We start from the raw sequence: 23,863 nt of genomic DNA, 5'->3' as shown, positions 1-23,863 counted from the left end.
TCGCGTGAAGGACCCGGAGCGAGCTCAAAGGTCCACCTTGAGGTAGTGCGACCCCGCAATCGGGTTGTGATAATAGGGCGGCACCTCGACGAAACCCAGGTCTTCGTACAGCGCCCGCGCCGATTCCATGTCGTCGAGTGTGTCGAGTAGCACGCAGGCATAGCCGGCGCCGCGCGCCACGTCGAGGACGGCCTCGGCCAGTTGGCGCCCCAGCCCCACGCCACGAAAGGCCGGACGCACGTAGAGACGCTTCATCTCCGCGGCGTTGGGATAGTCGGCAGTGTCGAGCGGCCGCAAGGCACAGCAGCCGGCAACGTGCGCCAATCCGCCTTGCAATCTCTGCATCGGCGGTGTATCGATTGGCACTGCAGTGTCGATCGTGTTGACCAATGCCAGCAACAACGCGCCCCTTGGCTCTGCATATTCGCCCGGAAGCTTGGCGAGTTCTTCGTCGAAATTCTGGAACCCAAGGTCCACTCCGAGCGAGGCCGCGTAGTCCCGAAAGATCGCACGCGTGGCTTCGAGTTCATGCGGCTCATCGGGCGTCATGAGTACGATTTCCGGGGTGTCTGCCAATGGCAGGGGACGTGAAACAGAATAGGTCATACGCGCAACGACGCGATCCAGGTCGCGAATCCGGCACAAGCTGCGAACACGGCGAACGCCAGCAGGCGAGAGGCAACGTCGTCGCGGCTCGGCGCGGCGCTCCCGTCCGCGACCAGCTTGTCTCCGGTAATCATCGGGCGCACCAGCCGGCGGCCCCGGACGATCACGTAGAAGAGCACGGCGAGCACGTGCAAGCTCACCAGCGTGATGAGGATCCATTTGCCCGCCGTCGTGTGCCAGGTCGAGGCCGCGCTGACCACGGCTCCCGGAACGAAGCGTGTCAGGGGCCCCGATGCCGAGATCTCATCGTCCGCGACCAGTCCGGTCGAGACCTGAAGGACGAGGAAGCCAAGCAAGGCGAACACCGACAGCGCCCCGAGCGGCGAGTGCCCGATCAGGTGATCGGGATGGCCTCTGCCCCGAAGGTAGGCGACGAGCGAGTTCGGCGCATAGAAGAATGCCGCAAAGCGGGACCATCGCCCGCCCACGAAGCCCCAGACCGCGCGGAAAAGCAAGAGCGACAGCACGACATAGCCCAGCCGGAAGTGCCATTCCATGACGCCGCCCAGACCGGTGGCAATCAGCCCGATCACCGCCGCCGCCAGCGCCCAGTGGAAAAGCCGTGTCGGCAGGTCCCAGATCCGTGTGCGACCCACCCTGGCGCCGTCCAGGCCATAACGGCGGGAGGTAGGCTCGAAGGAGGCGGTCATCGGTGGCGGCTTGCGCATGGCGGCTGGGTTCGCAGATTAGCAAACTTCCGGCGCGGCGCGTCCTGTGGGTTGTCTCTAGTCGTGAACGACGGCAAATCCCTAAGCTGGCTCGAGCGCCGTAGAAGGAGCAGGCCAAGTTCAAGGAACTGAGCGACCGATTGATGTCAGACACCGACAAGCTCCTGGTTGCAGCCAAGGCCGGCAATCTCGACGCGCTCAAGACGGCCATGGGTGCGCTCGGCGAGACCTGCAAGACCTGTCACGACACCTTCAGGAACAAGTAGCTCGCCCCCAGGCTGCGCGCACTTCGTGTCGCTTCGCCTACCCCCTGATCGGGGGCAACACCGGCGGACCGGCGGAGCCGGATCCGCGGCATTTCTGGAAGCGATCGGCGGTGTTCGGCGAGGACTTACGCCTCTGCAAGCAGCTTTTCGATCAGCTTATGCAGTTCGGCGAAGTCGGGCTCGCCGACGTAGCGCTTGACGATTTCGCCGCGCTTGTTGACGACGTAGGTGGTGGGGGTGAGCTTCACATCGCCCCAGGCCTGGGCGACGGCACCGGTGTTGTCGATCGCCACCTTGAACGGCAGCTTGCGCGTTTCGACGAAGTTGACGACGTAGCTCGGCGGGTCGTAGCTCATGGCCACAGCCAACGTGTCGTAACCCTGTGACTTGTACTTGTCGTAGGTCGCGATCACCTTGGGCATCTCGCCAACGCAAGTGACACAACTGGTCGCCCAGAAGTTGACCAGCGTCACCTTGCCCTTGAGATCTTCGGTGGTCTTCTTGCTGCCATCCAGGAGCACGAAGGTCGAAGCCGGGGCTGCGGACACTCCCGTGTTCAGGTAGACGCCAACGCCGGCGACGACCAAGGCGAGCGCGACTGAGGTGGCGTAGATGACTTTTTTCATGGCAGATGGTGGGCGAGCCTGCGAATTTTAGTTCCCATCGCCTGACCGTGCCCGGACCTCGGTTCCGGGCGGCCGGTGCGGCGTTCGATAATCGAACTTCCCATGCCCCTCTCTCCGTATCTACGCGTCGCGGCCGTCTCCGTGGCCGCCGCCGCCGTCGCATGCAGCCCCACCTTCAACTGGCGCGAAGTCCCGGTCGGGAACGACGGCGTGATCGTGCTGCTGCCATGCAAGCCCGACCGCGCAACACGCGTGCTGCCGCTCGGCACCGAATCGGTGCCCGTGGACATGGCGGGGTGCAGGGCTGGAGGAGCCACCTTCGCCGTCGCCCACGCCTCGGCAAGCAGTCTGGGGCAGGCCGAAAGCTGGATCCGGGCCTGGCGCGCGGCGGCGCGTCTTCAGCTGGCGGGCGCATCGGTCGCAGAAACCCCTGCAATCCTCCCCCGGGCGGCGCCATCGCCGGCGCCGGTGCGCCTGGATACGCAAGGGGAAGGAGACCACGCCGAGGCGGCGCATGTCCTATGGTTTGCGCAGCAGCGTCCGGACGGTGTGGCCGTCTACCAGGCCACGGTGGTCGGATCGCCGTCGTCCTCCGATGCGCTCCAGACGTTCTTCGAGGGATTGCACATACCGTGATCCACGGAAGACGGTGGCGCGCGCCCGGTCCGTTTGTGGGATGCTGTGTGTTGTCTTATTTCTACATCTGATGAACGCCCCCGCATAATTGGCGGACATTCACCGACCTGCATGAACAGCATCTTCATCATCGCCCATTCACCGCTCGCCCAGGCGCTGCGGCAGTGCGCGCTGCATGTCTTTCCCGAGAGCGAACAGTCGATCGTCGCGCTCGACGTCCTGCCCAACGTGTCGCCGGAGGAAACCCTCGCCGCCGCGCGCATCACGCTGGCGCAACTTCAGCGCACCCCACGCTCCCAGGTCTTGGTGCTGGCCGACGTGTTCGGCGCCACGCCCTGCAACGTGGCGCAAAAGCTGGTCGACGGCATCCGTTCCCGACTCGTTGCCGGTGTCAATCTGCCCATGTTGCTGCGCGCCGTGAGTTACCGTAACGAACCGCTGGATACTCTGGTGCAGCGCGCCGTGACCGGCGGAACCGCAGGCGTGATGCAGGTGGCGGTGGCGGCGCCTCAGAATCAGGCAAGAAGAAAGCACAGTGATCAAGACATCCGTGACCATCAGCAATAAGCTGGGCCTGCACGCGCGGGCCTCGGCCAAACTCACAAAGCTTGCGGGGAGTTATCCCTGCGAGGTCTGGCTGGCGCGCGGTGACCGCCGCGTGAATGCCAAGAGCATCATGGGCGTGATGATGCTGGCAGCGGGCCTTGGCGTCATGGTGGAGATCGAAACCAACGGCGAGCGCGAGCAGGAAGCCCTGGACGCGATCGTCGCGCTCATGAACGACAAGTTCGGTGAAGGCGAATAAGTGGCTTACCCCCAGGCTTTTTCACTTCGTGTAAACGCCCACCCCCTTTCAGGGGGCAATGCCTGCAGCCCGGCGGAGCCGGTTCTGCGGCATTTCACCAACGGCGCTTGCGCTACGCGCTCGCTTTCTTCGTAGGGGGTTCCGGGATGACGTTCTCGATCCACGGACTGCCTGTTGCCCGTGGCATCGCCATCGGGCGTGCGGTGCTGGTGGTGTCGAGTCGCATCGACGTGGCCCACTACTTCATCAAGCCTGAGGAGATCGAGACCGAGATCGATCGCGTCCGTATGGCCCGGGACGCGGTGGCAGAGGAGTTGCAGAAGCTCCAGGCGAGCGTCGCGCTGATGGGGCCCAACGACGCGCCTCATGAACTCGCCGCGCTGCTCGAAGTGCACCAGATGCTGTTGCAGGACGAGGTGCTCACGGGCGGCGTCAAGCACTGGATCGTCGAGCGGCTCTACAACGCCGAATGGGCGCTGACCACACAGCTTGAAGTGGTCGCGCGCCAGTTCGACGAGATGGAGGACGAATACCTGCGCGAGCGCAAGGCCGACCTCGAACAGGTGGTCGAACGCCTGCTGCACCGCATGAAGGGGACCGCGGCGGTGCTCGCGCCGACCCCGCCGCGGCGCAAGCGGGCCGCGGAAAACGACGACGAGCAGCCCGATCCGACCGCGAACGACGCCTTCGACGCGCCGCTGGTGCTCATCGCGCACGACCTGTCGCCGGCCGACATGCTGCAGTTCAAGAAGAGCGTGTTCGCCGGCTTCGTGACCGACGTCGGCGGGCGCACCTCGCACACCGCGATCGTGGCGCGCAGCATGGACATTCCGGCCGTGGTCGGCGCACGCAGCGCCAGCCAGCTGGTGCGGCAGGACGACTGGGTAATCATCGACGGCGATTCCGGCGTGATGATCGTCGACCCCTCTCCGATCATCCTGGCCGAGTACGGCTTCAAGCAGCGACAGGGCGACCTGGAGCGCGGACGACTGTCCAGGCTGCGCCACAAGCCGGCCGTCACGCTCGACGGCCAGCGCGTCGACCTGCTCGCCAACATCGAAATGCCGGAAGACTCGGTCGGTGCCGTGAAAGCCGGTGCGGTCGGCGTGGGCCTCTTCCGCAGCGAATTCCTCTTCATGGGGCGCGAGGCACAGCGCATGACGCGCCTGCCGGACGAAGAAGAGCAATACCAGGCCTACCGGCGCGCGGTCGAGGGCATGCAGGGCATGCCCGTCACCATCCGCACCATCGACGTCGGCGCCGACAAGCCGCTCGACGGCAAATCGGTCCGCGAGGATTCGCACCTGAACCCTGCCCTGGGCCTGCGTGCAATCCGCTGGAGCCTTGCCGACCCGGCGATGTTCCTCACGCAGTTGCGCGCGATCCTGCGTGCTGCCGCGCATGGCGAGATCCACCTGCTGATTCCCATGCTCGCGCACGTGAGCGAAATCCGCCAGACGCTCTCGCTGATCGATTTCGCGCGCGCCGAACTCGACAACCGCGGCGTCGTGCACGGCAACGTCAAGCTCGGCGCGATGATCGAGATCCCGGCTGCCGCCCTCACGCTGAAGACCTTCCTCAAGTACTTCGACTTCCTGTCGATCGGTACCAATGACCTGATCCAGTACACCCTGGCCATCGATCGTGCCGACGAGTCCGTGGCCCACCTCTACGACCCGGCGCACCCGGCCGTGCTGCGCCTGGTCGCCGACACGATCGCCGAGTGCCGCCGGCAGGGCAAGGGCGTGAGCGTGTGTGGCGAAATGGCGGGCGACGTCGTGTTCACGCGCCTTCTCCTCGGCCTGGGCCTGCGCAGCTTCTCGATGCATCCCTCGCAGATCCTGGCGGTGAAGCAGGAGGTCCTGCGGGCCGACACGACCAAGCTCGAGGCCTGGGCGCAGGGCGTGCTGGAGTCCGAGGAACCCGCCGCGGCGCTGATTCGCTAGCCGCCCCCGCAGCGCGCTCTCGAGCGAGCCATGCAATAAACCGAAACACAGCGAAACCGCCCCGAAAGGACTTCGCGGCGCGTCGAAAGCACCATCGAGTCTCCTGATCGATTTCGATCGTTATTGAAGGAAGACTCTCATGAATCGCTGGTTCAAACGTTCAATCTTCGGTATCGCCGGCGCGGCGCTGGTCGCCGGCAGCCTCGCGGGCTGTGGCAGTCGTCATGGCTGGAGCGGGGCCTCGGAGCAGGACCGCGCCGAGTTCCGCGCCAGGATGGTCGAGCGCGTGAGCGGCAAGCTCGAACTCGACGCCTCGCAGAAGCAGAAACTCACGGTGCTCACCGAGAAGATCCAGGCACAACGCGCTGCGCTGCGCGGTGGCGGTGATCCGCGCGCCGAGTTCCGCTCGCTGTTCGCCGGCGCCAAGCTCGACCAGGAGCGGGCGAAGAAGCTGGTCGAGGAGAAGACGGCGGCGGTGCAGGCGGGCAGTCCGGACGTGATCGCTGCCGCTGCCGATTTCTTCGACAGCCTCAATCCGGCGCAGCAGCAAAAGGTCCGCGACTTCATGGAACGCGGACGGAGATCCTGATGCTCGCCCCCAGGCTGCGCGCACTTCGTGTCGCTTCGCCAACCCCCTACCGGGGGCGGGCCGGCCGCTTGGGAGCGGCCCTGCGCGGCGGCCCTCTGGAAGGGGAGTCCGGTGCGATGGTCGGGGCCGCTTCCGGTGGTGTTCGCTGGGTGTTGCGGGTGGAGGGCCTGCTCGTGCTGGTCGCGGCGGTTGTCGCCTATACGCAACTCGGTGCCGGCTGGGGCGCCTTCGCGATGCTGTTCCTGTTGCCCGATTTCTCATTCCTCGGCTACCTGGCCGGGCCACGGGTGGGCGCGGCGGCGTACAACGCGGCGCATTCGTACATCGTGCCGGTGGCGACCCTGTTGCTCGGCTCGCTCGGCGATGCGCCGGTGGCAATGGCCATGGGGCTGATCTGGTGCGCCCACATCGGCTTCGACCGCGCGCTGGGCTACGGCCTCAAGTACGCGACCGGCTTCGGTGCTACCCATCTCGGGCGCATCGGGCCTGTGGATCCATGGTGATGCGTTGCGCGCTGGGGGCGAGCGAGAATGTTTCATGCCGCGAATCCTGCTGATCGATGATGACGAGCATTTGGGCGCGCCGCTCGCGAGCTACTTCGCCCGCTTCGATTGCGTGCTCGACAGTGCGACCAGCCCGAGCGACGGCTTGGCCAGGCTGCGGGCGGAACGCTACGACGCCGCGATCCTCGACGTGATGCTCCCCGAGATGGACGGCTTCGCGTTGTGCCGGGAGATCCGCAAGGAAAGCGACATCCCCATCGTCATGCTGACCGCCCGCGGCGACGTGATGGATCGCGTCGTTGGCCTCGAACTCGGCGCCGACGACTACCTGCCCAAGCCCTTCGAGCCGCGTGAACTGGTCGCTCGCGTGCAGACCATCCTGCGTCGGCAACGCGCCGCGCCTTCGGCCGTGCCGCCCCAGCGCCGCGTGTTCGACGGGCTCTCGATCGACCTCGAGAAGCGCGAGGTCCTCCGTCAAGGCGAGCGCGTCGATCTCACCAGCACGGAGTTCGAACTCCTGGCCCTTCTCGCGGACCAGCCCGGCAAGGTCTGGAGCCGTGACGACATCCTGAACCGTCTGCGAGGCCACGAGGCCGAGCTCTACACGCGCGCGGTCGACATCGTGGTGAGCAGGCTGCGCAAAAAGCTGGAGCCGCTGGACTGCATCAAGACGCTGCGCAACGCCGGCTACACGCTGGCCGTCGGCCGGGGCGGACCGACGTGAACACGGGCCGGAGCCGGCGCTGGCGTCACCGCTGGCGCCATTCCCTGCGCGTTCGCCTGATCATCGTGTTCGTGCTGCTCGCGCTGGCGATGACGGCGGTGTTCCTGGGCGGCATGCAGCGCGCGTTCTCCACCGGCTGGCGCGACGCGGCCCGGCCTGTCGTCGCCGACTACATGGATCGCATCGTGGCCGAGCTCGGCACGCCGCCCGACGTGGGTCGCGCACAGGCGCTCGTGGCACGGTTGCCGATCTCCATCCGCATCGAAGGCCCGAGCGTGAACTGGGACTCGCATCCCGATCGCCATGCGCACGGCTTCGGCCCGCGCGGCGACTGGCTCAGCCGCACCACCGCCGACGGACATCGCGTGAGCTTCGGCATCGGCACCTTGCCCTGGCAGCGCGAGCCGCAGGGCATCGGCTGGATCACGCTGGCGTTGTTGCTGGTGATGATCGTGCTCGCCTATGCCTACGTCCGCCGGCTTCTGAGGCCGCTCGACGACATCCGTGCCGGCGCCGAACGCTTCGGTCGCGGGGCTTTCGATGTCCCCATCCCGCTGCGCCGCCGAGACGAACTGGGCGACCTGGCACTGCGCATCAACACCATGGCGCGCGATATCCAGGGCATGCTCGACGCCAAGCGCGCACTGCTGCTCGCGCTCAGCCACGAGTTGCGCTCGCCGCTGACCCGCGCACGGCTCAATGCCGAATTGCTGCCGGCGACGCCGGAGGGCGCGACCGAGCGTGCCGCGCTCCTGCGCGATCTGGCAGAAATGCGCGACCTCATCAGTGACCTTCTCGAAAGCGAACGCCTTGCGAGTCCGCATGCCGCGCTGCACCGCGAGCCGGTCGACCTCGCGGCGCTCGTCCGCGAGGCAGTGAACGAGCATCCCGAAGGCCAACGCGTCACGCTGGATCTCGCCGCGGACCTTCCGACACTGGCATTCGATCGCTCGCGCATCCGACTCCTGGTGCGCAATCTGCTCGATAACGCATTGCGCCATGGCAGCGATGCCACGCAGCCTCCCCGCATCGCGCTGCAAGGATCGGGGCAGGGCGTGGAACTGGAGGTGCGCGACTTCGGCCCGGGCGTCGATGCGGCCCAGCTGGAGCGCCTGACCGAGCCCTTCTACCGCACCGACAGTGCCCGCCAGCGCGCGACCGGCGGCGTCGGGCTCGGCATGTACCTGTGTCGGCTGGTCGCCGAGGCCCATGGCGGCACGCTCACCGTGCGCAACGCCAATCCGGGTCTCGCCATCAGCGTCGTGCTGCCTGCCGCCTGAGCGGCGCATTGTCGCCTTCGCTACCGGCGCGTGATGGGCCCGGCGCTACGATGCGGCTGCCCCGAACAGCCCCTCAAGGAGACACGAGCATGAGCAGCACCCTCACCAATCGCCAGGTCCGACTCGCCAAGCGGCCCGAAGGCATGGCCACGCGAGACAACTGGCAGTTCACGACCGAACCGGCGGGCGAGCCGGCCGAAGGCGGCGTTCTCGTCAAGACGCTGTCGCTCTCGCTCGATCCCGCCATGCGCGGCTGGATGAACGAGGGCAAGAGCTACATCCCGCCGGTCGAGATCGGCGCCGTCATGCGCGCCGGCGGCGTGGGGCGCGTGGCCGCCTCGCGCAACCCGGCGTTCGCGGTTGGCGATATCGTCTACGGCACGCTCGGGGTGCAGGAGTACGCGCTGATCCCGCAAGAGGACATCAAGCGCAACGGGCTCACGAAGATCGACCTGAACGTCGGTTCGATCACGCAGTGGCTCAACGTGCTGGGCATGCCTGGCATGACCGGCTACTTCGGCCTGATGGACATCGGCGCGCCCAAGCCCGGCGAAACCGTGCTGGTCTCCGGCGCTGCCGGCGCCGTCGGCCAGACCGTCGGGCAACTCGCGAAGATCAAGGGCTGCCGCGCCGTCGGCATCGCCGGCGGGCAGGCCAAGTGCGAATGGGTGGTGAAGGAACTGGGCTTCGACGCCTGCATCGATTACAAGGCCGGGCCTGCCGCGGTGCGCGAAGGCCTGAAGACGCATTGCCCGAAGGGCGTGGACGTCTACTTCGACAACGTCGGCGGCGAGATCCTCGACGCAGCGCTGGCCAAGCTCGCGCGCGGTGCCCGCATCATCATCTGCGGCGCCATCAGCCAATACAACAACACGACGCCGGTGCAGGGGCCGAAGAACTACCTGAGCCTGCTCGTCAACCGGGCGCGTATGCAGGGCATGGTCGTGTTCGACTACGCCGACCGCTATCACCTCGCGGTGGCCGAGATGTCGGGCTATCTCAAGGACGGCCGCATGAAGAGCCGCGAAGACGTGGTCGAAGGCATCGAGACCTTTCCCGAAGCGCTGACAAAGCTCTTCACCGGCGAGAACTTCGGCAAGCTGGTTCTCAAGATAGCCGACTGACTATCGTCGCGCCCGCGTCCCCATCACCGCGGCCGAGATGATGAGGGCTGCGGCGAGCGCGATGGTCCAGCTCAGCGGGCGCTGCGTGACGATCAGCAGCAGCGCGGTCGATGCCAGCGGCGTGATGTAGCTCAGGATGCCGATCTGCCGCGCATCGCCACGCTTGAGGGCCATGTCCCAGAAGAAGAACGCGGCACCCAGCGGGCCGAGTCCGCACAGTGTGACAAGCAGCCAGTCATGGGCAGAGAGCGTGGCCGAAGGTTCCAGCAACGCATGGCACACCAGCGACAGCGCACCCGATACGAGCCCGAAGAGGCCGATCGCAGGGGTTGGGAACCTCGGCACGCGCTGCGTCCACAGCGAGTAGCTGGCCCAGATGAACGCCGAGCCCAGTGCGGGCAGGAAGCCCCAGTAGCTCCCGCCGGAATCCGTCGAGGCGCCACCGCGCGCACCAAGGATCGCGATGGCCGCGCCCGCAAAACCAAGGAGCGCCGCCACCACATGCAGCGGGCGCAGCGACACGCCAGGGAGCAGCAACGGCGCCAGCACCACCATGAACAGCGGCCACAGGTAGTTGACCAGGTTGGCTTCGACCGGCGGCGCGTGCCGCAGCGCGATGAAGAGCAGGAAGTGAAAGCCGAACAGGCCATAGATCCCCAGCGCCAACGTGCGCGCCGGCACCGCCCATGCATGGCGATTGCGCAGCACCAGAGGCCAGCTCATGACGCTGCCGATCATCAGCGCGAGCCCGGTCAGCAGGAAGGGCGGCAGATGCGAGAGCGCTGTGCCCAGCGAGGCGAGCGTGGCCCAGAGCGCGATGGCGGCGAGAGCGTTCAGCGTGGAAGACATGGCCGCCGAGCTTAAGCGGGCCGGTCGTCGCGCAACGCCGGACCATCGTCGCGTGGCGACGATCTGGCAGGGTCAGTCGTCGCGGCCGGAGGCCCTGCGCAGCGCGGCTGTCAGCGCAGAAGGCGAACGGTAGCCTGTTCGTCGGGCCGTCTCGGCGACGGCCATTCCGCCCGCGCGCAATTGCCGCGCATGCATCAGCCGTTGCGTGCGCAGCCACTGCATCGCGCTCACGCCCAACTCGTCGCGGCAGCGTTGGGCGAACTGGCTGGGGCTGAGGCAGGCGACCGAGGCGAGATCCGCCACGCTCAGGGGGCGATGCCAGCGTGCCTGCGCCCACACGGACAGATTCGCCCAATCGATGGGCCGCCCGCGCGTGTCTTGCAAGGGAGGGCCCCAGGCTTCCAGCAGCAAGGACTGCCCGTGATGAAGCGCCAGGGTAGGCGTCGATGGCTGCGACAGGCAGACCGCAAGGTAGCGGGCGAGCGACAGCAGCTGCGGCGCAAGCGGCGAGCGCCCCGCGCGCTGCGCCCAGAGATCCTGTGTCGAATCGAGCACTAGGCAGCGGCTGCCGTTCCTCGATTCGAAATCATGGGCGTCGCCCGGCTGGACAACCCAGCCGTCGCCGGTGCCGATCCGGCGACCGCGACCTTCCACCTCGAGTTCGAGTACGCCATCGAGTCCGACCAGCACCTGGAAATGCGCGTGCGCGTGGCTCCCGCGCGAAGCGCCGTAGCGGCGCAGCGAAAGGCCGGACGAGTGGGGTGAGGCGTCTTGGATCTGCATGGGAAGCGAATGATTCTCCTCGCCCCGACGTCGCCTGTCACCCCAGGCGCAAGAGCAGCGCCGACGCGCCGCAGACCAGCAGGAAAGGAATGCTCATGCGATGGAACTCGCGCAATCCGTTCGGCACTCTTGCGAGGCGCAGCGCGATCAGGTTGGCGAGCGAGCCCAGCACACACCCGAAGCCGCCGACGCTCACGCCCGCCGCGAGCGCGGGCAAGTCACGCACAAAGCCGTCCAGCAGGATGGTGGCTGGGACGTTGCTGATGAACTGCGAAGTGGCGATGGCCGCGAGATAGGCGCGCCAGCCTTCGCCGATCGGCAACCCACCCAGCAGCGCCGCTACCGCAGGCAACTCGGCCAATTGCCGCAGGTCGACGAACATCAGCGCGATGATCGCGAGCAAGGCCCAGTCCACACCGAGCAACACGCGCGGACGCAGCAGCAGGAAGGCGCCGAACACGACCGCCAGTCCGGCGAGCAGCCAGCGCTGATCGAGCGCGATGACGAAGCCGACGAACAGCACACCCGACAAGGCCAACAGGCGCGGCTGGATCGGCGTGGCTTGGCTCGACGGCTTGAGCGCGATCGGTGCACGAGGCACCAGGAAGCGGATTGCCGCGAACAGCCAGAACAGCATCACCGCCACGGTCGGCCCCATCATGGCCATGAAGCCGATGAAGCTCTCGCCCGATCGATGCCAGAGGAAGAGGTTCTGCGGATTGCCGATCGGCGTCAGCGCGGAGCCGGCATTGACGGCCAGGGCCTCGATCACCACCAGCCGGGCCAGGGGCAGGTGCGCCTGTGTCGCCAGCACCCGCGTGAGTGGGACGAGGAGAAAGAGGCTCACGTCGTTGGTCACCAGTGCGGACAGCACCGCGGCGCTTGCAGCGAGCAGGAAGACCAGGCTGCGCAGCTCGGTCGTGCGTGACAGCACGCGGGCCGCCGCAGCCTGCAGCATGCCGCTGCGTTCGACGCCCTGCGTGATGGCGAGCAGGCCTGCCAGTGCCCCGACGGTCTGCCAGTCCACGAGCCGGACGTAGTCCATCGGGGCGCGCGGCCGGACCACCGCGAAGACGACAGCCGCGGCCAACAGAACCCACAGCAGGCCATTGCCCCCGCCGTGCTCGGCGTCGGCAACAGACTCAGCGGGCGGCGAGTTCACGCAACTCGCGCTTGAGCACCTTGCCGATTGCGCTTCGCGGAAGTTCGTCGATGAACTGCAGGCGCGCGAGCCGCTGTGTCTTGCCCAACTGGGCGTTGGCCCACTGCAGGAGGGCCTCCGCCGTCGTGTGATCGCCAGCGCGACGCACCACGAAGGCCACCGGCGTCTCGCCCCATTGCTCGGAAGGCACGCCGGTCACTGCAACGTCCGCCACCGACGCATGGCCGCGCAGCACCGCTTCGAGATCGCTCGGATAGATGTTGAAGCCGCCGCTGATGATCATGTCCTTCTTGCGATCGAACAGCGTGAGAAAGCCGTCGTCGTCGAAGCGGCCGACGTCGCCGGTGCGGATGAAGCGCTTGCCGGCCGGGTCGAACCATTCGGCCTCGCGCGTCCTGTCCGGCTGGCGGTGGTAGCCGACCATCATGCCTGCCGAATGGCCCACGACCTCGCCGGCTTCGCCGTGCGCGACCTCCTTGCCGGCCTCGTCGATCAGCCGGATGTCGCTGCCTTCGGCGGGCTGGCCGACGGTGTGGAGCTTGTCGGGGTGCAGGTGGGCTTCGAGGATGCAGGTGCCGCCGCCTTCGGTCATGCCGTAGAACTCGATCAGGCCGCCGGGCCAGCGCGCGAGCACATCGGCCTTCAGTGCTGCGTTGAACGGCGCGCTCGTGCTGAACTTGAAGCGGAAATTCGAAAGGTCGTGTGCGCCGAAATCGGGATGCGCCATCAGCCGCTGGTATTGCACCGGCACCAGCATCGTGTGCGTCACGCGATGGCGCTCCGCCAATTTCAGGTAGCCGGCGGCGTCGAACTTCGGCATCAGCACGACGCAGCCGCCGAATGCGATGGTCGGGAAGAACACGACCAGCGTGGTGTTGGAGTAGAGCGGCGTGGACAGGAGCGTCACCGTCTCGGACCCGTACTCATACTTCGCGCCGCGCCTCACATGTGCCCAGCGCATGCCGTGGCCCTGCACGATGCCCTTGGGCTCGCCCGTGGTGCCGGACGAATAGATGATGTTGAAGGGCGACGAAGGTTGCAGTTCGACCGCTGCCGGCCGCACGCCGGCCGGCGCGAGCCAGGCTTCGAATTCGCGCCCCGCGCTAGAGCCGTCGAGCGCGATGCGGGGTATGGCGCCGGCCGATGACGGTGAGGCGGGTCCGATGACGTGTGCCGCCGCTTCATCGACGAACAGGATGCGCGCGCCGGCGTCCTCGATCATTCGCTCAAGACCCGCAGGCGTGGAGCCGGGCGCCAGCGGTGCGACCGCGACGCCCGCGCGCAGCGCGCCCAGGAATACGGCCGCGTAGTCGACGCTGGACGCCGCGCACACCGCGATCGCATCGCCGGCACGCAGGCCGTCGCGCTGCAGGCTGGCCGCGATGCGGTCCATCAGCGCGTCGAGCGCCCCATAGCTGAGCGCGTGCGTCGCATCGGCCAGCGCGGGTCTGTGAGGCGCTTGTCGCGCGTGAAGCCGTATCAGGTCGGCGATCACGCCGAAGTCACGGTCAATGGCCGCCAGGATTTCATTCATGAGTGCAACCCGTGTGTTGCTGAAAGGATAGCGCACGGAAAGCTCCTTATTGAGTAGAGAAACGTCTGGATTGCTGATCCGGTCCGTCAATTCGAGCAATGCGGTGGTCCAATCCGTTCCCTTCTGGCGAGGCCGTTCGGACTTCGCCTCCGCCTTTTTTCATACGCAATGTGCACACCGTGAACTGGCGCTTCTGCGTGATGTTCATCTCGCGTGCTCTACGTGATCCGGGGAGATCGATTTTCTCCATCGGATATTGCGAACCATATTTCAGGGATTGATAAAGACCATGGCCGACACTAGTCGTGAATCCATCGAGCGACGAGTTGTCGAGCTTTTCGTCCAGACCACCAGGCTCGACGTAGCGCACTTCCGGTCGGAAGCGCTGCTTGCCGACACGGGCATCGATTCGCTCGGGTTGGTCGAACTCATCTTCGCGATCGAGGACGAGTACGACATCTCGATTCCATTCAATGCCAACGAGCAGGGGCGGTCCGCGGCTGCTTTCGAGTCGGTCGGGCAATTGATGGAGCAGGTGGTCGAGCTCGTGCGGGCCAAGCAGTCCGAATCGGCTGTCGCTGCATGAATCGGGCGGTTGTCACCGGCCGCGGCGTGATGTCCGCGATCGGCCGGGGTGTGCCCGCCTTCTCGGCCGCGCTGCGCGCCGGCGTCCAGGGCATCGTTCCGGTGCAGGGCCTGCCGGTCAAGGTGGCGGCGCCGGTGACCGGCTTCGACGCGTCGGCGGAATTCAGTCCGGGCGAATTGCCATTCCTGGACCGGTCGGCGCAATTTGCATTGTTGAGCGCGCGAGAGGCCTTGTCCGAGAGCGGCCTGAATGTCTCCGGCGGGTTGGGGCCGCGCACAGCGGTGATCGTGGGCACGGCTTCCGGCAACATCTGCAGCATCGAGGAGTCCTACCGGTCCAACCTGGTGGAGGGGCGTCGGCGGCTGCCGCCGTTCACCGTGCCGAAGATCATGGCCAATTCGCCGGCCAGCCACATCAGCATGGCCTTCGGCGTGACCGGGCCGGCGTTCGTCGTGTCCACCGCCTGCGCATCCTCCGCCTACGCTGTCGGGCTGGGCGTGCAACTGATCCGATCGGGCGCCGTCGATGTCGCCATCGTCGGCGGCACCGAAGCGAGCCTGGTCGATGGCAACCTCAAAGGCTGGGAGTCGCTGCGCGTCCTGGCGCCTGATACCTGCCGTCCCTTCTCCAGGGATCGCCGCGGGCTGGTCCTGGGGGAGGGCGCGGCCATGCTGGTCATCGAGTCGCTGGCGCACGCGCGGCAACGCAGCGCCGCCGTCTTCGGCGAGATTCGCGGCTACGCACTGACATCCGACGCGCATCACATCCTCAGTCCTTCGATCGACGGCCAGGCCGATGCGGTGCGGAATTGCCTGCGCGATGCGCGGATGGAGGCCGAGGACCTCGTCTACGTCAATGCCCACGGCACCGCCACCGCGGCCAACGACGTCGCCGAGACGCGTGCGCTGCGGCAGGCGCTGGGCGCCCGGGTCGATCGCCTGCAGGTGTCTTCGACCAAGTCGATGCACGGCCACACCCTGGGCGCGGCAGGCGCCATCGAACTGCTGGCCACGCTGGTGGCCTTGCAGGAGCGATTCGCACCGCCGACCTTGAACCATCTCGAGGCCGATCCGGAGTGCGACCTGAACTGCGTGCCCAACGAAGCGCAAGTGCTGGGCAGCGGGCACTGTGCGCTCAGCAACTCCTTTGCCTTCGGCGGACACAACGCCGTTCTCGCCGTCGCATCGGCCGCGACAGTTTGATCGGCGCTGCAGATGCTTGAGCTTCATTGCGTCAGCAGGACGTATCGGGAGGGCGCCATCGAGGTCCACGCCCTGCGCAACGTGAACGTGGGCCTCGATGCATCGAGCTTCTGCATGGTCGTCGGGCCGTCGGGCAGCGGCAAGTCCACCTTGCTGAACCTGATCGGTACGCTCGATCGGCCTACACGCGGCCGGATCGTCATCGAGGGGCGCGACGTCAACCTCCTTTCCGACCGCGAACTCACGCGCTTCCGCGCCGAGCGCATCGGTTTCATCTTCCAGTCCTTCAACCTGATGCCGGTGCTGAGCGCCTACGAGAACGTCGAGTACGCGCTGCTGCAAAGCGGCATGTCCAGGTCGCAGCGACGCGCGCGGACCGACGAGCTCATCGAGGCCGTAGGACTGGGAGCACATCGCACGCATCGGCCGAACCAGCTCAGCGGCGGTCAGCGCCAGCGAGTGGCCATCGCCCGCGCACTGGTGAAGCGGCCGGCCCTGGTGCTGGCCGATGAACCGACGGCGAACCTGGATTCGTCGAACGGTCTCGCCATCGTCGAGCTGATGCGCGACATGCAGCGGCAGTTCAGGACGAGCTTCGTCTTCTCTACCCACGACCCGATGTTGCTGGGGCACGCGGACCAGGTCCTCTACGCCAACGATGGCCGGGTGACGCGCGAGGCGCGGACCACGCACACGAAGGGGGTGGCCGCGTGCTGAACCTGTCCCTCGCCTGGCGCAACGTGCGTCGCAACCGGCGTCGCACCGGCATCACGTCGATGACCATCGCCTTGGGCGCGGCGGCGTTGCTGCTGCTTGGCGCGCTCATGAACTACATCGTGCTGGAGTTCCAGACCTCGACGGTGCGGCGCAGCGGCCACGTCGCCGTGTTCCAGAACGGCTACTTCCTCTATGGCGCCGGCAACCCGGCGGCCTATGGCGTCGAGGACTACGTCGCGCTCATGGATGCCATCCGCAGCGACCCCGGCATGCAGCCGCTGCTGCGGGTCGCGACGCCGGTCCAGGTGGTTGCCGGCGTGGCTGGCAACTACCAGGCGGGCGCTTCCAAGACCTTCTTCGGCCAAGGCGTCGTTCCGGCGGACCGGCTTCGCATGCTGACATGGAATCAGCATGGGCTCGAAGGCATCGAGGCGACCAGTTCGCCGCTGGCGCGCGACGATGGTGTGGCTGTCGGATCAGGTCTAGCCCGCATCCTGCATTTGTGCGGCGGCGCGAGCCTTGGCACCTGCCCCCGACACCCCAAGGTCCGGACGGAGCCGGCCGTGCCTGCTGCGCAAGACGAGGACCTGGTCCTGCTGAGCCAGCGCGAACACACGAGCGACGACGATGCGCCGTCGGACGACGTGCCCCGCATCGAACTCCTGGCCGCGACCGCGGGCGGGGCGCCGAACGTCATGTCGGCCGCGGTGGAGCGGGTTGACGTCCATGGCGTCAAGGAACTCAATGACAACCTGATCGTCATGCAGCTGGGCAACGCCCAGCGCCTGGTCTACGGCCGTGGCGCGCCGCGCGCGACCGCGATCAACATCCAGCTCCAGCGAACCGAGGAAGTGCCCGCGGCGCGCACCGCGCTGCGGCGGCTCTTCGAGGCGCGCGGGCTGGATCTCGAGGTTCGCGATTTCGTCGAACTCAATTCGCTCTACGCTCAGACGCAGGCCTTCTTCGCCTTCCTGTTCGGCTTCGTCGCATTGGTCATCGGCGCGATCGTGCTCTTCACCATCATGAACACGATGGGCATGAGCGTGATGGAGCGGTTCAGCGAGATCGGCACCGCCCGCGCGCTGGGCGTGCAGCGCAGCAGCCTGCGAAACCTGTTCATCCTCGAAGGTGCGCTGCAAGGGCTTCTCGGCGTCACGGTCGGCGTGGTGCTGGCCATCCTGATCGTGTTCGTGGTCAACCGCTGTGGCCTCGTCTGGAGTCCGCCGACTTCAGCGGGCGTGCTGCCTTTCAGGCTGTACCTGTTCGGCAGTCCCGGCCTGATCGGGGGCACATGGGTGCTGCTGATCGCCGTCGCGGCCTTGGCTGCATGGCTTCCCGCGCACCGCGCCTCCCGCATGCCCATCGTCGATGCGCTTCGCCATGTTTAGTCGACGCCTACTCCTGCAGCTTGCTTCTGCATCGCCGATCGCGATCTCGCCATTCCGCGTCCTCGCGCAGGACGACGATCTCGCCCGGCGTGCCGTTGCGCGCGCCGACCGGATCCGCAATCCGCAGCAGCCCTTCCGGGTCCGGCTGCGGCTGACCGAGTTCCGCAACGGACGCGCACGCGACGCGGCAACGCTGGTGTTGCATTCCAAGCCCGAAGCCGCGACGGGGCGCTTTCGCAACCTGGCGCGCTATCTGGAGCCGGCCGCCGACCATGGCAAGGCCATCCTGATGGACGACAAGGCTTTCTGGTTCTACGACCCCGCTTCCTCCGCCAGCATCCGGATCTCGCCTCAGCAGCGCCTGGTCGGGCAAGCGGCCAACGGCGACGTCATGAGCGTGAATTTCGGGCTCGACTACACGCCGCGCATGGTGAGCGAAGAGACCGTCAAGGACGCCGACAACGTCCAGCGCGAGACCTGGCGCATCGAACTGAAGGCCGCGTCCCCGGCGGCGGTCTACATGCGCATCGAATACTGGATCGAGCGCGGCACCTTTCAGCCGGTCAAGGCGCGCTTCTTCGTGGACAGCGGGCGGGCTCTCAAGCTGGCCTTCTATCGGAAGTTCAGCCAGCAGCTCGGCGAGCTGCGGCCCGGCGAGGTCGTGATCCTGGACGAGGTGGACAAGAGCGTGATCACCCGACTCGTGCTCACCGGCTACGTCGCCCAGGAGATTCCAGACAACTGGTTCAACCGCGAATACCTGCCCAGGCTGCGCGATGGCGGCGAGGCCGCACGCCCATGAAGCTGCTTGTGACAAGCCTCTGCATGCTCGGGGTCCATGTCGGTCTTGCGGCGCAGCACGCCCCGGACGACGCCGACCGCATTCCGTCTGCCGTGCTCGTCGACGATGACGAGCCACTGCTGAAGCCGCAGCGCATCGGCGCGATCTACGTCGAACTGAACGTGGAATCCGACGATCGGCGAAAGCCGTTGGTGCCGATCGCCTCGGCCGCATCCACGCGCCAGGTCGAGCGCGGCATCATCGATGCGCGAGGAGAGTGGCAGATGCGACCGGACCTGAGCGCCCGGGCCAGCGCGAGAGCTGGCGTGTCGCGCACGCGCGACGGCATCACTTCACGTGACGAACAGTTCGACCTGCGGGAGGCGGCTGTTCAATGGCGGGCCAACGACCGCGATGTGGTCGAGGCTGGCCGCATCAACGTCCGCAACGGTGCCGCGGTGGGCTACAACCCGACCGACTATTTCAAGTCGCGCTCGGCCGTCGACTACAGCACCCGCGATCCCGAGGTGCAACGAAACAATCGCCTGGGCACGGTCATGCTGGCCGCCCAGCGGATCGACGCGCAGAGCGCGCTGATGGTGGCGGTGGCGCCGAAGCTCACCAGCCCCGAGGGGATTGCGTTCGACCCGCCCACCCAGCGACTGCGCCTCGCAGACACCAACGGCGAGCGGCGCGTGCTGCTGAAGGCGGCCTTGGATGCGCCGTCGCTCGGCAGTCCCGAGGTCCTGGCCTTCAGGGACACGCAGGGGTGGCACGTCGGAACCAACCTGACGCGGGGCTACGGCCAGCAGACCACGATGTTCTTCGAATATTCGGGCGGACAGGGGTATTCGCTGATGCAGCAGGCGCTGCGAAGCGGCGTCGCGATCGGCGACCTGCCGCCCCAGGCCCTTGCCATGGGGCAGGCGCGGCCCGGCAAGTCCTGGCAGAACGACGCGGCGATCGGCGCCACATGGACCGGCAGCTCGGGCCTGAGCCTCAGCGCGCAGTTGAACTACCACCAGGCCGGGTTCGATTCGGCCGAATGGCAGCGGTGGCTGGCCACGGGTTCATCCGGCCCCGCGGGGGCCGCGCTCGCCTGGTACGTCAGGAGTTACGCGAATGCCATGCAGGAGCCGCTGTCGCAGCGCAGCGTTTTCCTTCGCGCGCAGTGGGACCAGGTCGGATTCCGCGACCTCTACTTCAGCGCCTTCATCAACCGAAGCCTGGACGACCAGTCCTGGCTCTTCCAGATGGCCCTCGAGTACAGGTTGAGTCCGGCCGCCCGGCTGCGCGGCACGCTCGTCACGACCGGTGGCGGCGCGGACAGCCTGTACGGCAGCGACCCCGTTCGCCGGGCCTTGCTTCTCGGCTTCACCTACTTTCTCTAGTCATGAGCGAATTCATTGCGACCTGCATGCCAGGGGAGTTTTCCTGATGGAATCGATAGCTACCCTGCTGCTCGACTCGGCGGCACGCCATCCCGAAAAGGTCGCCCTGGTCGACGAGCGAAGCGAACTGAGCTACGCCGCGCTGGTGCAGCGGGTCGCGTACTTTGCGCAGGCGATGATCGCGCTTGGGCTGCGCGACAAGGGCCGCGTCGCGGTCTTCATGGACAAGTCCATTGACGCCTGCGCGGTCGTCCTCGCGGCGATGCATGCGGGCGGCATCGCTGTGCCGCTGAACCCCAAGCTGAAGCAGCACCAGCTGCGCCACATCCTGCTCGACTGCACTGCGCAGCTGCTGTTCACCACGACCACGCGCCAGGACGAACTAGGCGGCGGCTTCGAGGACCTGAAGATCCGCGTGGTCCTGTGCGACCAGCCCGGCTCGCTGCCGGAGATCGTCCGCGGGTCGGCGCCCTTGCATCGCAGCATCGACGACGATCCCGCGGCACTGCTCTACACCTCGGGTTCGACCGGCCAGCCCAAGGGCGTCGTGGTTTCGCACCGCAACCTGGTGGCCGGGTGCCGGGCCGTGAACAGCTACCTGGGCACGACGGAGAACGATGTCGTGCTGGCGCTGCTCCCCATCAGCTTCGATGCGGGCCTGAGCCAACTCACCACCGGTTTGGCCGTCGGCGCACGCGTGGTACTGCACACGCCGATGCTCGCCCCGGTCATCGCGCGCCTTGTCGCGAGCCAGGGCGTGACGATGATCACCGCAGTGCCGCCGCTGTGGTCGCTGCTGGTGCAAGCCCCGTGGGACAAGGTCGACACCCGCGGCGTGCGACTGTTCGCCAACACCGGCGGGCACATGAATGCGGGCTTGCTGGCGCAGTTGAGAGCGATCTTTCCCGCCGCACGCCCCTTCCTCATGTACGGGCTCACGGAGGCTTTCCGTTCGACCTATCTGGATCCTTCCGAAGTGGATCGCCGTGCCGGCTCCATCGGCAAGGCCATCCCCGGTGCGGAGATCCTGGTGCTGGATGCCGACGGCGAGGTCTGCGCTGCCGACGAGCCTGGCGAGTTGGTCCATCGCGGGGCTTTGGTCACGCTGGGCTACTGGAATGCCCCGGGCCGGACGGCCGAGCGCTTCCGACCGCTCCCGAGCCGCCTGTGCGGCGGCCTGACGCCGGAATACGCCGTCTGGTCCGGCGACATCGTGACGCGGGATGCCGAGGGCTTCCTGTACTTCATCGGGCGGCGCGATGAAATGATCAAGTCGAGCGGCTACCGCATCAGTCCGACGGAGATCGAGGGCCTCATCGCGGCGTGGCCCGAGGTGCGCGAGGTCGCCGTGTTCGGTGTGCCGGCCGGCGACCTGGGCGATGCGATCTATGCCACCGTCGTGGCAGCCGTCGACAGCGGCGAGCCGGAGCTGCTGAAGAGCAGCCTGGAAGCGCAGTGCCGCAAGGCCTTGCCGTCCTACATGGTGCCCCGGATCGTGCTCCTGCCCGAGCTGCCACGCTCGGTCAACGGCAAGATCGACCGGCCCCAACTGCGAAGGCTGTGCGTCGAATTGCACAGCGGAGGCGGGGTGTGAGCAGCGCAGCGTCGTCCTGGGCCCTGGACCTGCACCGGCTCGTCGTGCCGATGCCGGAGCGCCACCTGCAGGTGAGCGACTGGCGGATCGGTGCAGGCGAAAAGGTCGCCATCATCGGCCGCAACGGCGTCGGCAAGACCAGCCTGGTGGAGGCCATCCTCGGCCTGCGCGCCACGACGGTGACGGAGGGCGACATGCTCGACATCCCGCTCGGTCAGTGGAAGCGCCGCCCGGCCTTGCGTCGGCAGTTGGGCGTGCAGCTTCAGCGGGCGTTCTTTCCGGGCCGTCCCCGCGTGAGCGAAATGGTCGCGCTGCACCGCAGCCTGTACCCCTCGACCTCCGGGCGCGTCATGGATGCGCTGGGCATTCCCGCCCTGTCGCGGCGGCTCTATGAATTCCTTTCTCGCGGCGAGACGCAGCGGGTCGAGCTGTTCCTCGCCCTGGCGCACGCGCCGCGCATCCTGTTCCTCGACGAGCCGTTCACGGGCCTGGACCCGCAGTTCGCCCACCGCCTGCGCGATCTGCTGGGCGAGATGCGAGACACCACCGTCGTGATGTGCTGCCACACCGCCGAGGAGCTCGCGCTGGTCTCGCACACGGCCTGGCTGAGCCGCGAGGGCATCGTGCGCCACGCGCCGACCGCGGACCTGTGCCGCGATCTGGTCGGCGCGTTCAGGCTGACCGTCCAATGCAGGGACGCAAAGAGCGCGCGAAGCCTGGCATTCCATCTGCAGCGCAAGTTCAATCTCGAACGCGTGCCGCTCGTCGAGCAGCAGAACCTCAGCGTGGCGTCGTCCACGTCCCTGGCCGACGTCGCGAATGCCCTGATGGGCCATCCCGACGCCTTGGCCGTCGAAGTCGGGCGCAGCCATCTCGCCGACCTGCTGCGCCATTGCGCCAAGGCATCGTGATGCGCTGGAAGCTGCCCCGTCTGGTCGTCAACGAACTGAAGATCCTGGCCAGAGATTCGTCCGCCCTGTTCTGGATCTTCCTGTTCCCGTTCTTCTTCATGTTCATGATGCTGTTCGCGTTCGGCCGCGAGGGAAATCTCCCGCAGCAGACCGTCGAGATCGTGGACCTGGACGGCACGGCGATCTCCCGGCGCTACATCGACGAGATCCGAAGGACCTTCTCCGCGAGCGAGTCGATTCCGGCCGAACTGAGCATCGCCGAGGAGGAGGCACCGGTGGCCGACGGCGCGTCCCGGGTCACCATCCCCGAAGGCTTCGGCCACTACATCGAGCAAGGCCGTCCGATTCCCGTCGGCGTCACCTTTGCACAGGATGGGTTGCCCGCGCAGCTGGTGGTTCGCGTGATGCGAGCGCTGACGCTCAAGTTCGAGGCCGACGTGCGCGACCACCGACCGCTCATCGAGGTGAGGGACGACCCGCGCGGCGCGCTGCCGGCGCTGTCCTTCGTGCACTACGTCCTGACCGGCACGATGGTGATGGCGATGCTGTCCGCCGGCATGAACTCCATCTGCAATTCGCTGGCCTACCGCCGCGAGCGCAACGGCTTCAAGATGCTGGCATGCATGCCGGTCAGGGCTTCCACCTTCCTGCTGGGCATGCTGCTGTCGCGCCTGTTGCTGCTGATGCTGGCCTCGTGCGCGCTGGTCGCCGGAGCGCACTGCTTCTTCGACGTTCCGCTTTCCCTGGGCGTGGGCCAGGTGTTGCGCGGCGGCCTGGTGATGCTCTTCGGCGGCTGCATGCTGCTCGCCCTCGGCACCGCCATGGGCGCGCGCATCGCGACGCTCTCCGCCGCCAACTTCCTCACCGGCCTGGTCTACATCGCGCTGCTTTTCCTGTGCGACCTGACCATGCCGATGAACGCCATGCCGCCGGCGGTCGGCGCGGTGATGGCGCACCTGCCGCCGGCACTGCTGGTGGACGTGCTGCGCCACGTCTTCATCCAGGGCGACGGCTTCGGACCGCACCTGCGCAGCCTGGCCGAGATGGCGGGGTGGACAGGGGTGTTCGCGCTGGTCGCGTCGCTCAGCTTCCGCTGGCACGAGCAATAGCCATCACCGATTTCATCTTCAAG

Annotated in this window: 25 protein-coding genes and 1 pseudogene; 19 read left to right on the top strand and 7 right to left on the bottom strand. The window is 67.0% G+C overall.

The features are described 5' to 3' along the window. Window positions 1-24 precede the first annotated feature (24 nt). Both AC1D3B_RS16790 and AC1D3B_RS16785 read right to left on the bottom strand, forming a co-directional pair. Window positions 25-606: a GNAT family N-acetyltransferase gene (locus AC1D3B_RS16790; RefSeq protein WP_478191788.1), complete on the bottom strand. Its 582-nt coding sequence runs from the start codon at window positions 604-606 to the stop codon at window positions 25-27. After that, on the bottom strand, window positions 603-1,316 hold the full coding sequence (locus AC1D3B_RS16785) for a cytochrome b/b6 domain-containing protein (protein ID WP_478191787.1): 714 nt from the start codon (window positions 1,314-1,316) through the stop codon (window positions 603-605). The genes AC1D3B_RS16790 and AC1D3B_RS16785 overlap by 4 nt, the downstream gene beginning before the upstream one ends. A 137-nt stretch (window positions 1,317-1,453) precedes the next feature. Between AC1D3B_RS16785 and AC1D3B_RS16780 the strand changes: the two are divergent. Then, a pseudogene (locus tag AC1D3B_RS16780) lies at window positions 1,454-1,600 on the top strand (cytochrome c); the annotation flags it as partial. 125 nt (window positions 1,601-1,725) lie between these two features. Here AC1D3B_RS16780 and AC1D3B_RS16775 read toward each other — a convergent pair. Next, on the bottom strand, window positions 1,726-2,226 hold the full coding sequence (locus AC1D3B_RS16775) for a TlpA disulfide reductase family protein (RefSeq protein WP_478191786.1): 501 nt from the start codon (window positions 2,224-2,226) through the stop codon (window positions 1,726-1,728). 102 nt (window positions 2,227-2,328) lie between these two features. Here AC1D3B_RS16775 and AC1D3B_RS16770 point away from each other — a divergent pair, with 102 nt between their 5' ends. From AC1D3B_RS16770 to AC1D3B_RS16730, 9 genes are all read left to right on the top strand, one after another. Further along, window positions 2,329-2,862, top strand: coding sequence for a hypothetical protein (locus AC1D3B_RS16770; RefSeq protein ID WP_478191785.1), 534 nt, complete (start codon window positions 2,329-2,331; stop codon window positions 2,860-2,862). 111 nt (window positions 2,863-2,973) lie between these two features. Beyond that, window positions 2,974-3,429, top strand: coding sequence for a PTS sugar transporter subunit IIA (locus tag AC1D3B_RS16765; protein ID WP_478191784.1), 456 nt, complete (start codon window positions 2,974-2,976; stop codon window positions 3,427-3,429). Next, window positions 3,398-3,667: an HPr family phosphocarrier protein gene (locus AC1D3B_RS16760; RefSeq protein WP_478191783.1), complete on the top strand. Its 270-nt coding sequence runs from the start codon at window positions 3,398-3,400 to the stop codon at window positions 3,665-3,667. The genes AC1D3B_RS16765 and AC1D3B_RS16760 overlap by 32 nt, the downstream gene beginning before the upstream one ends. Window positions 3,668-3,813: 146 nt before the next feature. Continuing rightward, the gene (ptsP, locus tag AC1D3B_RS16755; RefSeq protein ID WP_478191782.1) at window positions 3,814-5,613 is read left to right on the top strand and encodes a phosphoenolpyruvate--protein phosphotransferase; all 1,800 of its coding nucleotides are present in this window, start codon (window positions 3,814-3,816) and stop codon (window positions 5,611-5,613) included. 139 nt (window positions 5,614-5,752) lie between these two features. Then, entirely contained in the window at window positions 5,753-6,202 is a 450-nt protein-coding gene (locus tag AC1D3B_RS16750) for a Spy/CpxP family protein refolding chaperone (RefSeq protein WP_478191781.1), read from the top strand. Beyond that, entirely contained in the window at window positions 6,202-6,705 is a 504-nt protein-coding gene (locus tag AC1D3B_RS16745) for a DUF4260 domain-containing protein (RefSeq protein ID WP_478191780.1), read from the top strand. Before AC1D3B_RS16750 ends, AC1D3B_RS16745 begins: the two co-directional genes overlap by 1 nt. Before the next feature lie 34 nt (window positions 6,706-6,739). After that, complete coding sequence (locus tag AC1D3B_RS16740) at window positions 6,740-7,429, top strand: response regulator transcription factor (protein WP_478191779.1); 690 nt, start codon at window positions 6,740-6,742, stop codon at window positions 7,427-7,429. After that, on the top strand, window positions 7,426-8,709 hold the full coding sequence (locus AC1D3B_RS16735; protein WP_478191778.1) for a HAMP domain-containing sensor histidine kinase: 1,284 nt from the start codon (window positions 7,426-7,428) through the stop codon (window positions 8,707-8,709). Before AC1D3B_RS16740 ends, AC1D3B_RS16735 begins: the two co-directional genes overlap by 4 nt. Before the next feature lie 89 nt (window positions 8,710-8,798). Then, window positions 8,799-9,833: an NADP-dependent oxidoreductase gene (locus AC1D3B_RS16730; RefSeq protein ID WP_478191777.1), complete on the top strand. Its 1,035-nt coding sequence runs from the start codon at window positions 8,799-8,801 to the stop codon at window positions 9,831-9,833. Here the strand turns inward: AC1D3B_RS16730 and AC1D3B_RS16725 are convergent, their stop codons facing one another. From AC1D3B_RS16725 to AC1D3B_RS16710, 4 genes are all read right to left on the bottom strand, one after another. Next, entirely contained in the window at window positions 9,834-10,682 is an 849-nt protein-coding gene (locus AC1D3B_RS16725; protein WP_478191776.1) for a DMT family transporter, read from the bottom strand. It abuts the gene before it with no gap. Between the two features lie 72 nt (window positions 10,683-10,754). Then, window positions 10,755-11,465: a helix-turn-helix transcriptional regulator gene (locus AC1D3B_RS16720; protein ID WP_478191775.1), complete on the bottom strand. Its 711-nt coding sequence runs from the start codon at window positions 11,463-11,465 to the stop codon at window positions 10,755-10,757. A 37-nt stretch (window positions 11,466-11,502) separates the two neighbouring features. Continuing rightward, the gene (locus AC1D3B_RS16715) at window positions 11,503-12,627 is read right to left on the bottom strand and encodes an SLC13 family permease (RefSeq protein WP_478191774.1); all 1,125 of its coding nucleotides are present in this window, start codon (window positions 12,625-12,627) and stop codon (window positions 11,503-11,505) included. Then, a complete protein-coding gene (locus tag AC1D3B_RS16710; RefSeq protein WP_478191773.1) occupies window positions 12,608-14,161 on the bottom strand; it encodes a class I adenylate-forming enzyme family protein in 1,554 nt (517 codons plus the stop codon). Before AC1D3B_RS16710 ends, AC1D3B_RS16715 begins: the two co-directional genes overlap by 20 nt. Window positions 14,162-14,450: 289 nt before the next feature. Between AC1D3B_RS16710 and AC1D3B_RS16705 the strand changes: the two genes are divergently transcribed. From AC1D3B_RS16705 to AC1D3B_RS16665, 9 genes are read left to right on the top strand one after another with little or no spacing between them, the layout of a single operon-like run. After that, window positions 14,451-14,747 (top strand): acyl carrier protein, encoded by a 297-nt coding sequence (locus tag AC1D3B_RS16705; protein WP_478191772.1) that lies wholly within the window; start codon window positions 14,451-14,453, stop codon window positions 14,745-14,747. Continuing rightward, window positions 14,744-15,949: a beta-ketoacyl-[acyl-carrier-protein] synthase family protein gene (locus AC1D3B_RS16700; protein WP_478191771.1), complete on the top strand. Its 1,206-nt coding sequence runs from the start codon at window positions 14,744-14,746 to the stop codon at window positions 15,947-15,949. Before AC1D3B_RS16705 ends, AC1D3B_RS16700 begins: the two co-directional genes overlap by 4 nt. A gap of 6 nt (window positions 15,950-15,955) precedes the next feature. After that, window positions 15,956-16,666 carry an ABC transporter ATP-binding protein gene (locus tag AC1D3B_RS16695; protein ID WP_478191809.1) on the top strand — a complete coding sequence of 237 codons (711 nt, stop codon included), beginning with the start codon at window positions 15,956-15,958 and terminating at the stop codon, window positions 16,664-16,666. Further along, window positions 16,660-18,054 carry an ABC transporter permease gene (locus AC1D3B_RS16690; RefSeq protein WP_478191770.1) on the top strand — a complete coding sequence of 465 codons (1,395 nt, stop codon included), beginning with the start codon at window positions 16,660-16,662 and terminating at the stop codon, window positions 18,052-18,054. Before AC1D3B_RS16695 ends, AC1D3B_RS16690 begins: the two co-directional genes overlap by 7 nt. Further along, window positions 18,047-18,856, top strand: coding sequence for an outer membrane lipoprotein-sorting protein (locus AC1D3B_RS16685; protein WP_478191769.1), 810 nt, complete (start codon window positions 18,047-18,049; stop codon window positions 18,854-18,856). The genes AC1D3B_RS16690 and AC1D3B_RS16685 overlap by 8 nt, the downstream gene beginning before the upstream one ends. Further along, window positions 18,853-20,226, top strand: a complete 1,374-nt coding sequence (locus AC1D3B_RS16680; protein WP_478191768.1) for a hypothetical protein — start codon at window positions 18,853-18,855, stop codon at window positions 20,224-20,226. The genes AC1D3B_RS16685 and AC1D3B_RS16680 overlap by 4 nt, the downstream gene beginning before the upstream one ends. A gap of 46 nt (window positions 20,227-20,272) precedes the next feature. Next, entirely contained in the window at window positions 20,273-21,820 is a 1,548-nt protein-coding gene (locus tag AC1D3B_RS16675; RefSeq protein ID WP_478191767.1) for an acyl-CoA ligase (AMP-forming), exosortase A system-associated, read from the top strand. Beyond that, entirely contained in the window at window positions 21,817-22,731 is a 915-nt protein-coding gene (locus AC1D3B_RS16670) for an ATP-binding cassette domain-containing protein (RefSeq protein WP_478191766.1), read from the top strand. Before AC1D3B_RS16675 ends, AC1D3B_RS16670 begins: the two co-directional genes overlap by 4 nt. After that, window positions 22,731-23,840, top strand: coding sequence for an ABC transporter permease (locus tag AC1D3B_RS16665; protein ID WP_478191765.1), 1,110 nt, complete (start codon window positions 22,731-22,733; stop codon window positions 23,838-23,840). Before AC1D3B_RS16670 ends, AC1D3B_RS16665 begins: the two co-directional genes overlap by 1 nt. Window positions 23,841-23,863 lie beyond the last annotated feature (23 nt).

It is taken from the genome of Variovorax sp. P5_A3 (assembly GCF_056400665.1).
The sequence above is the reverse complement of the archived record's forward strand: the minus strand, read 5'-3'. Positions and strand labels throughout refer to the sequence as shown.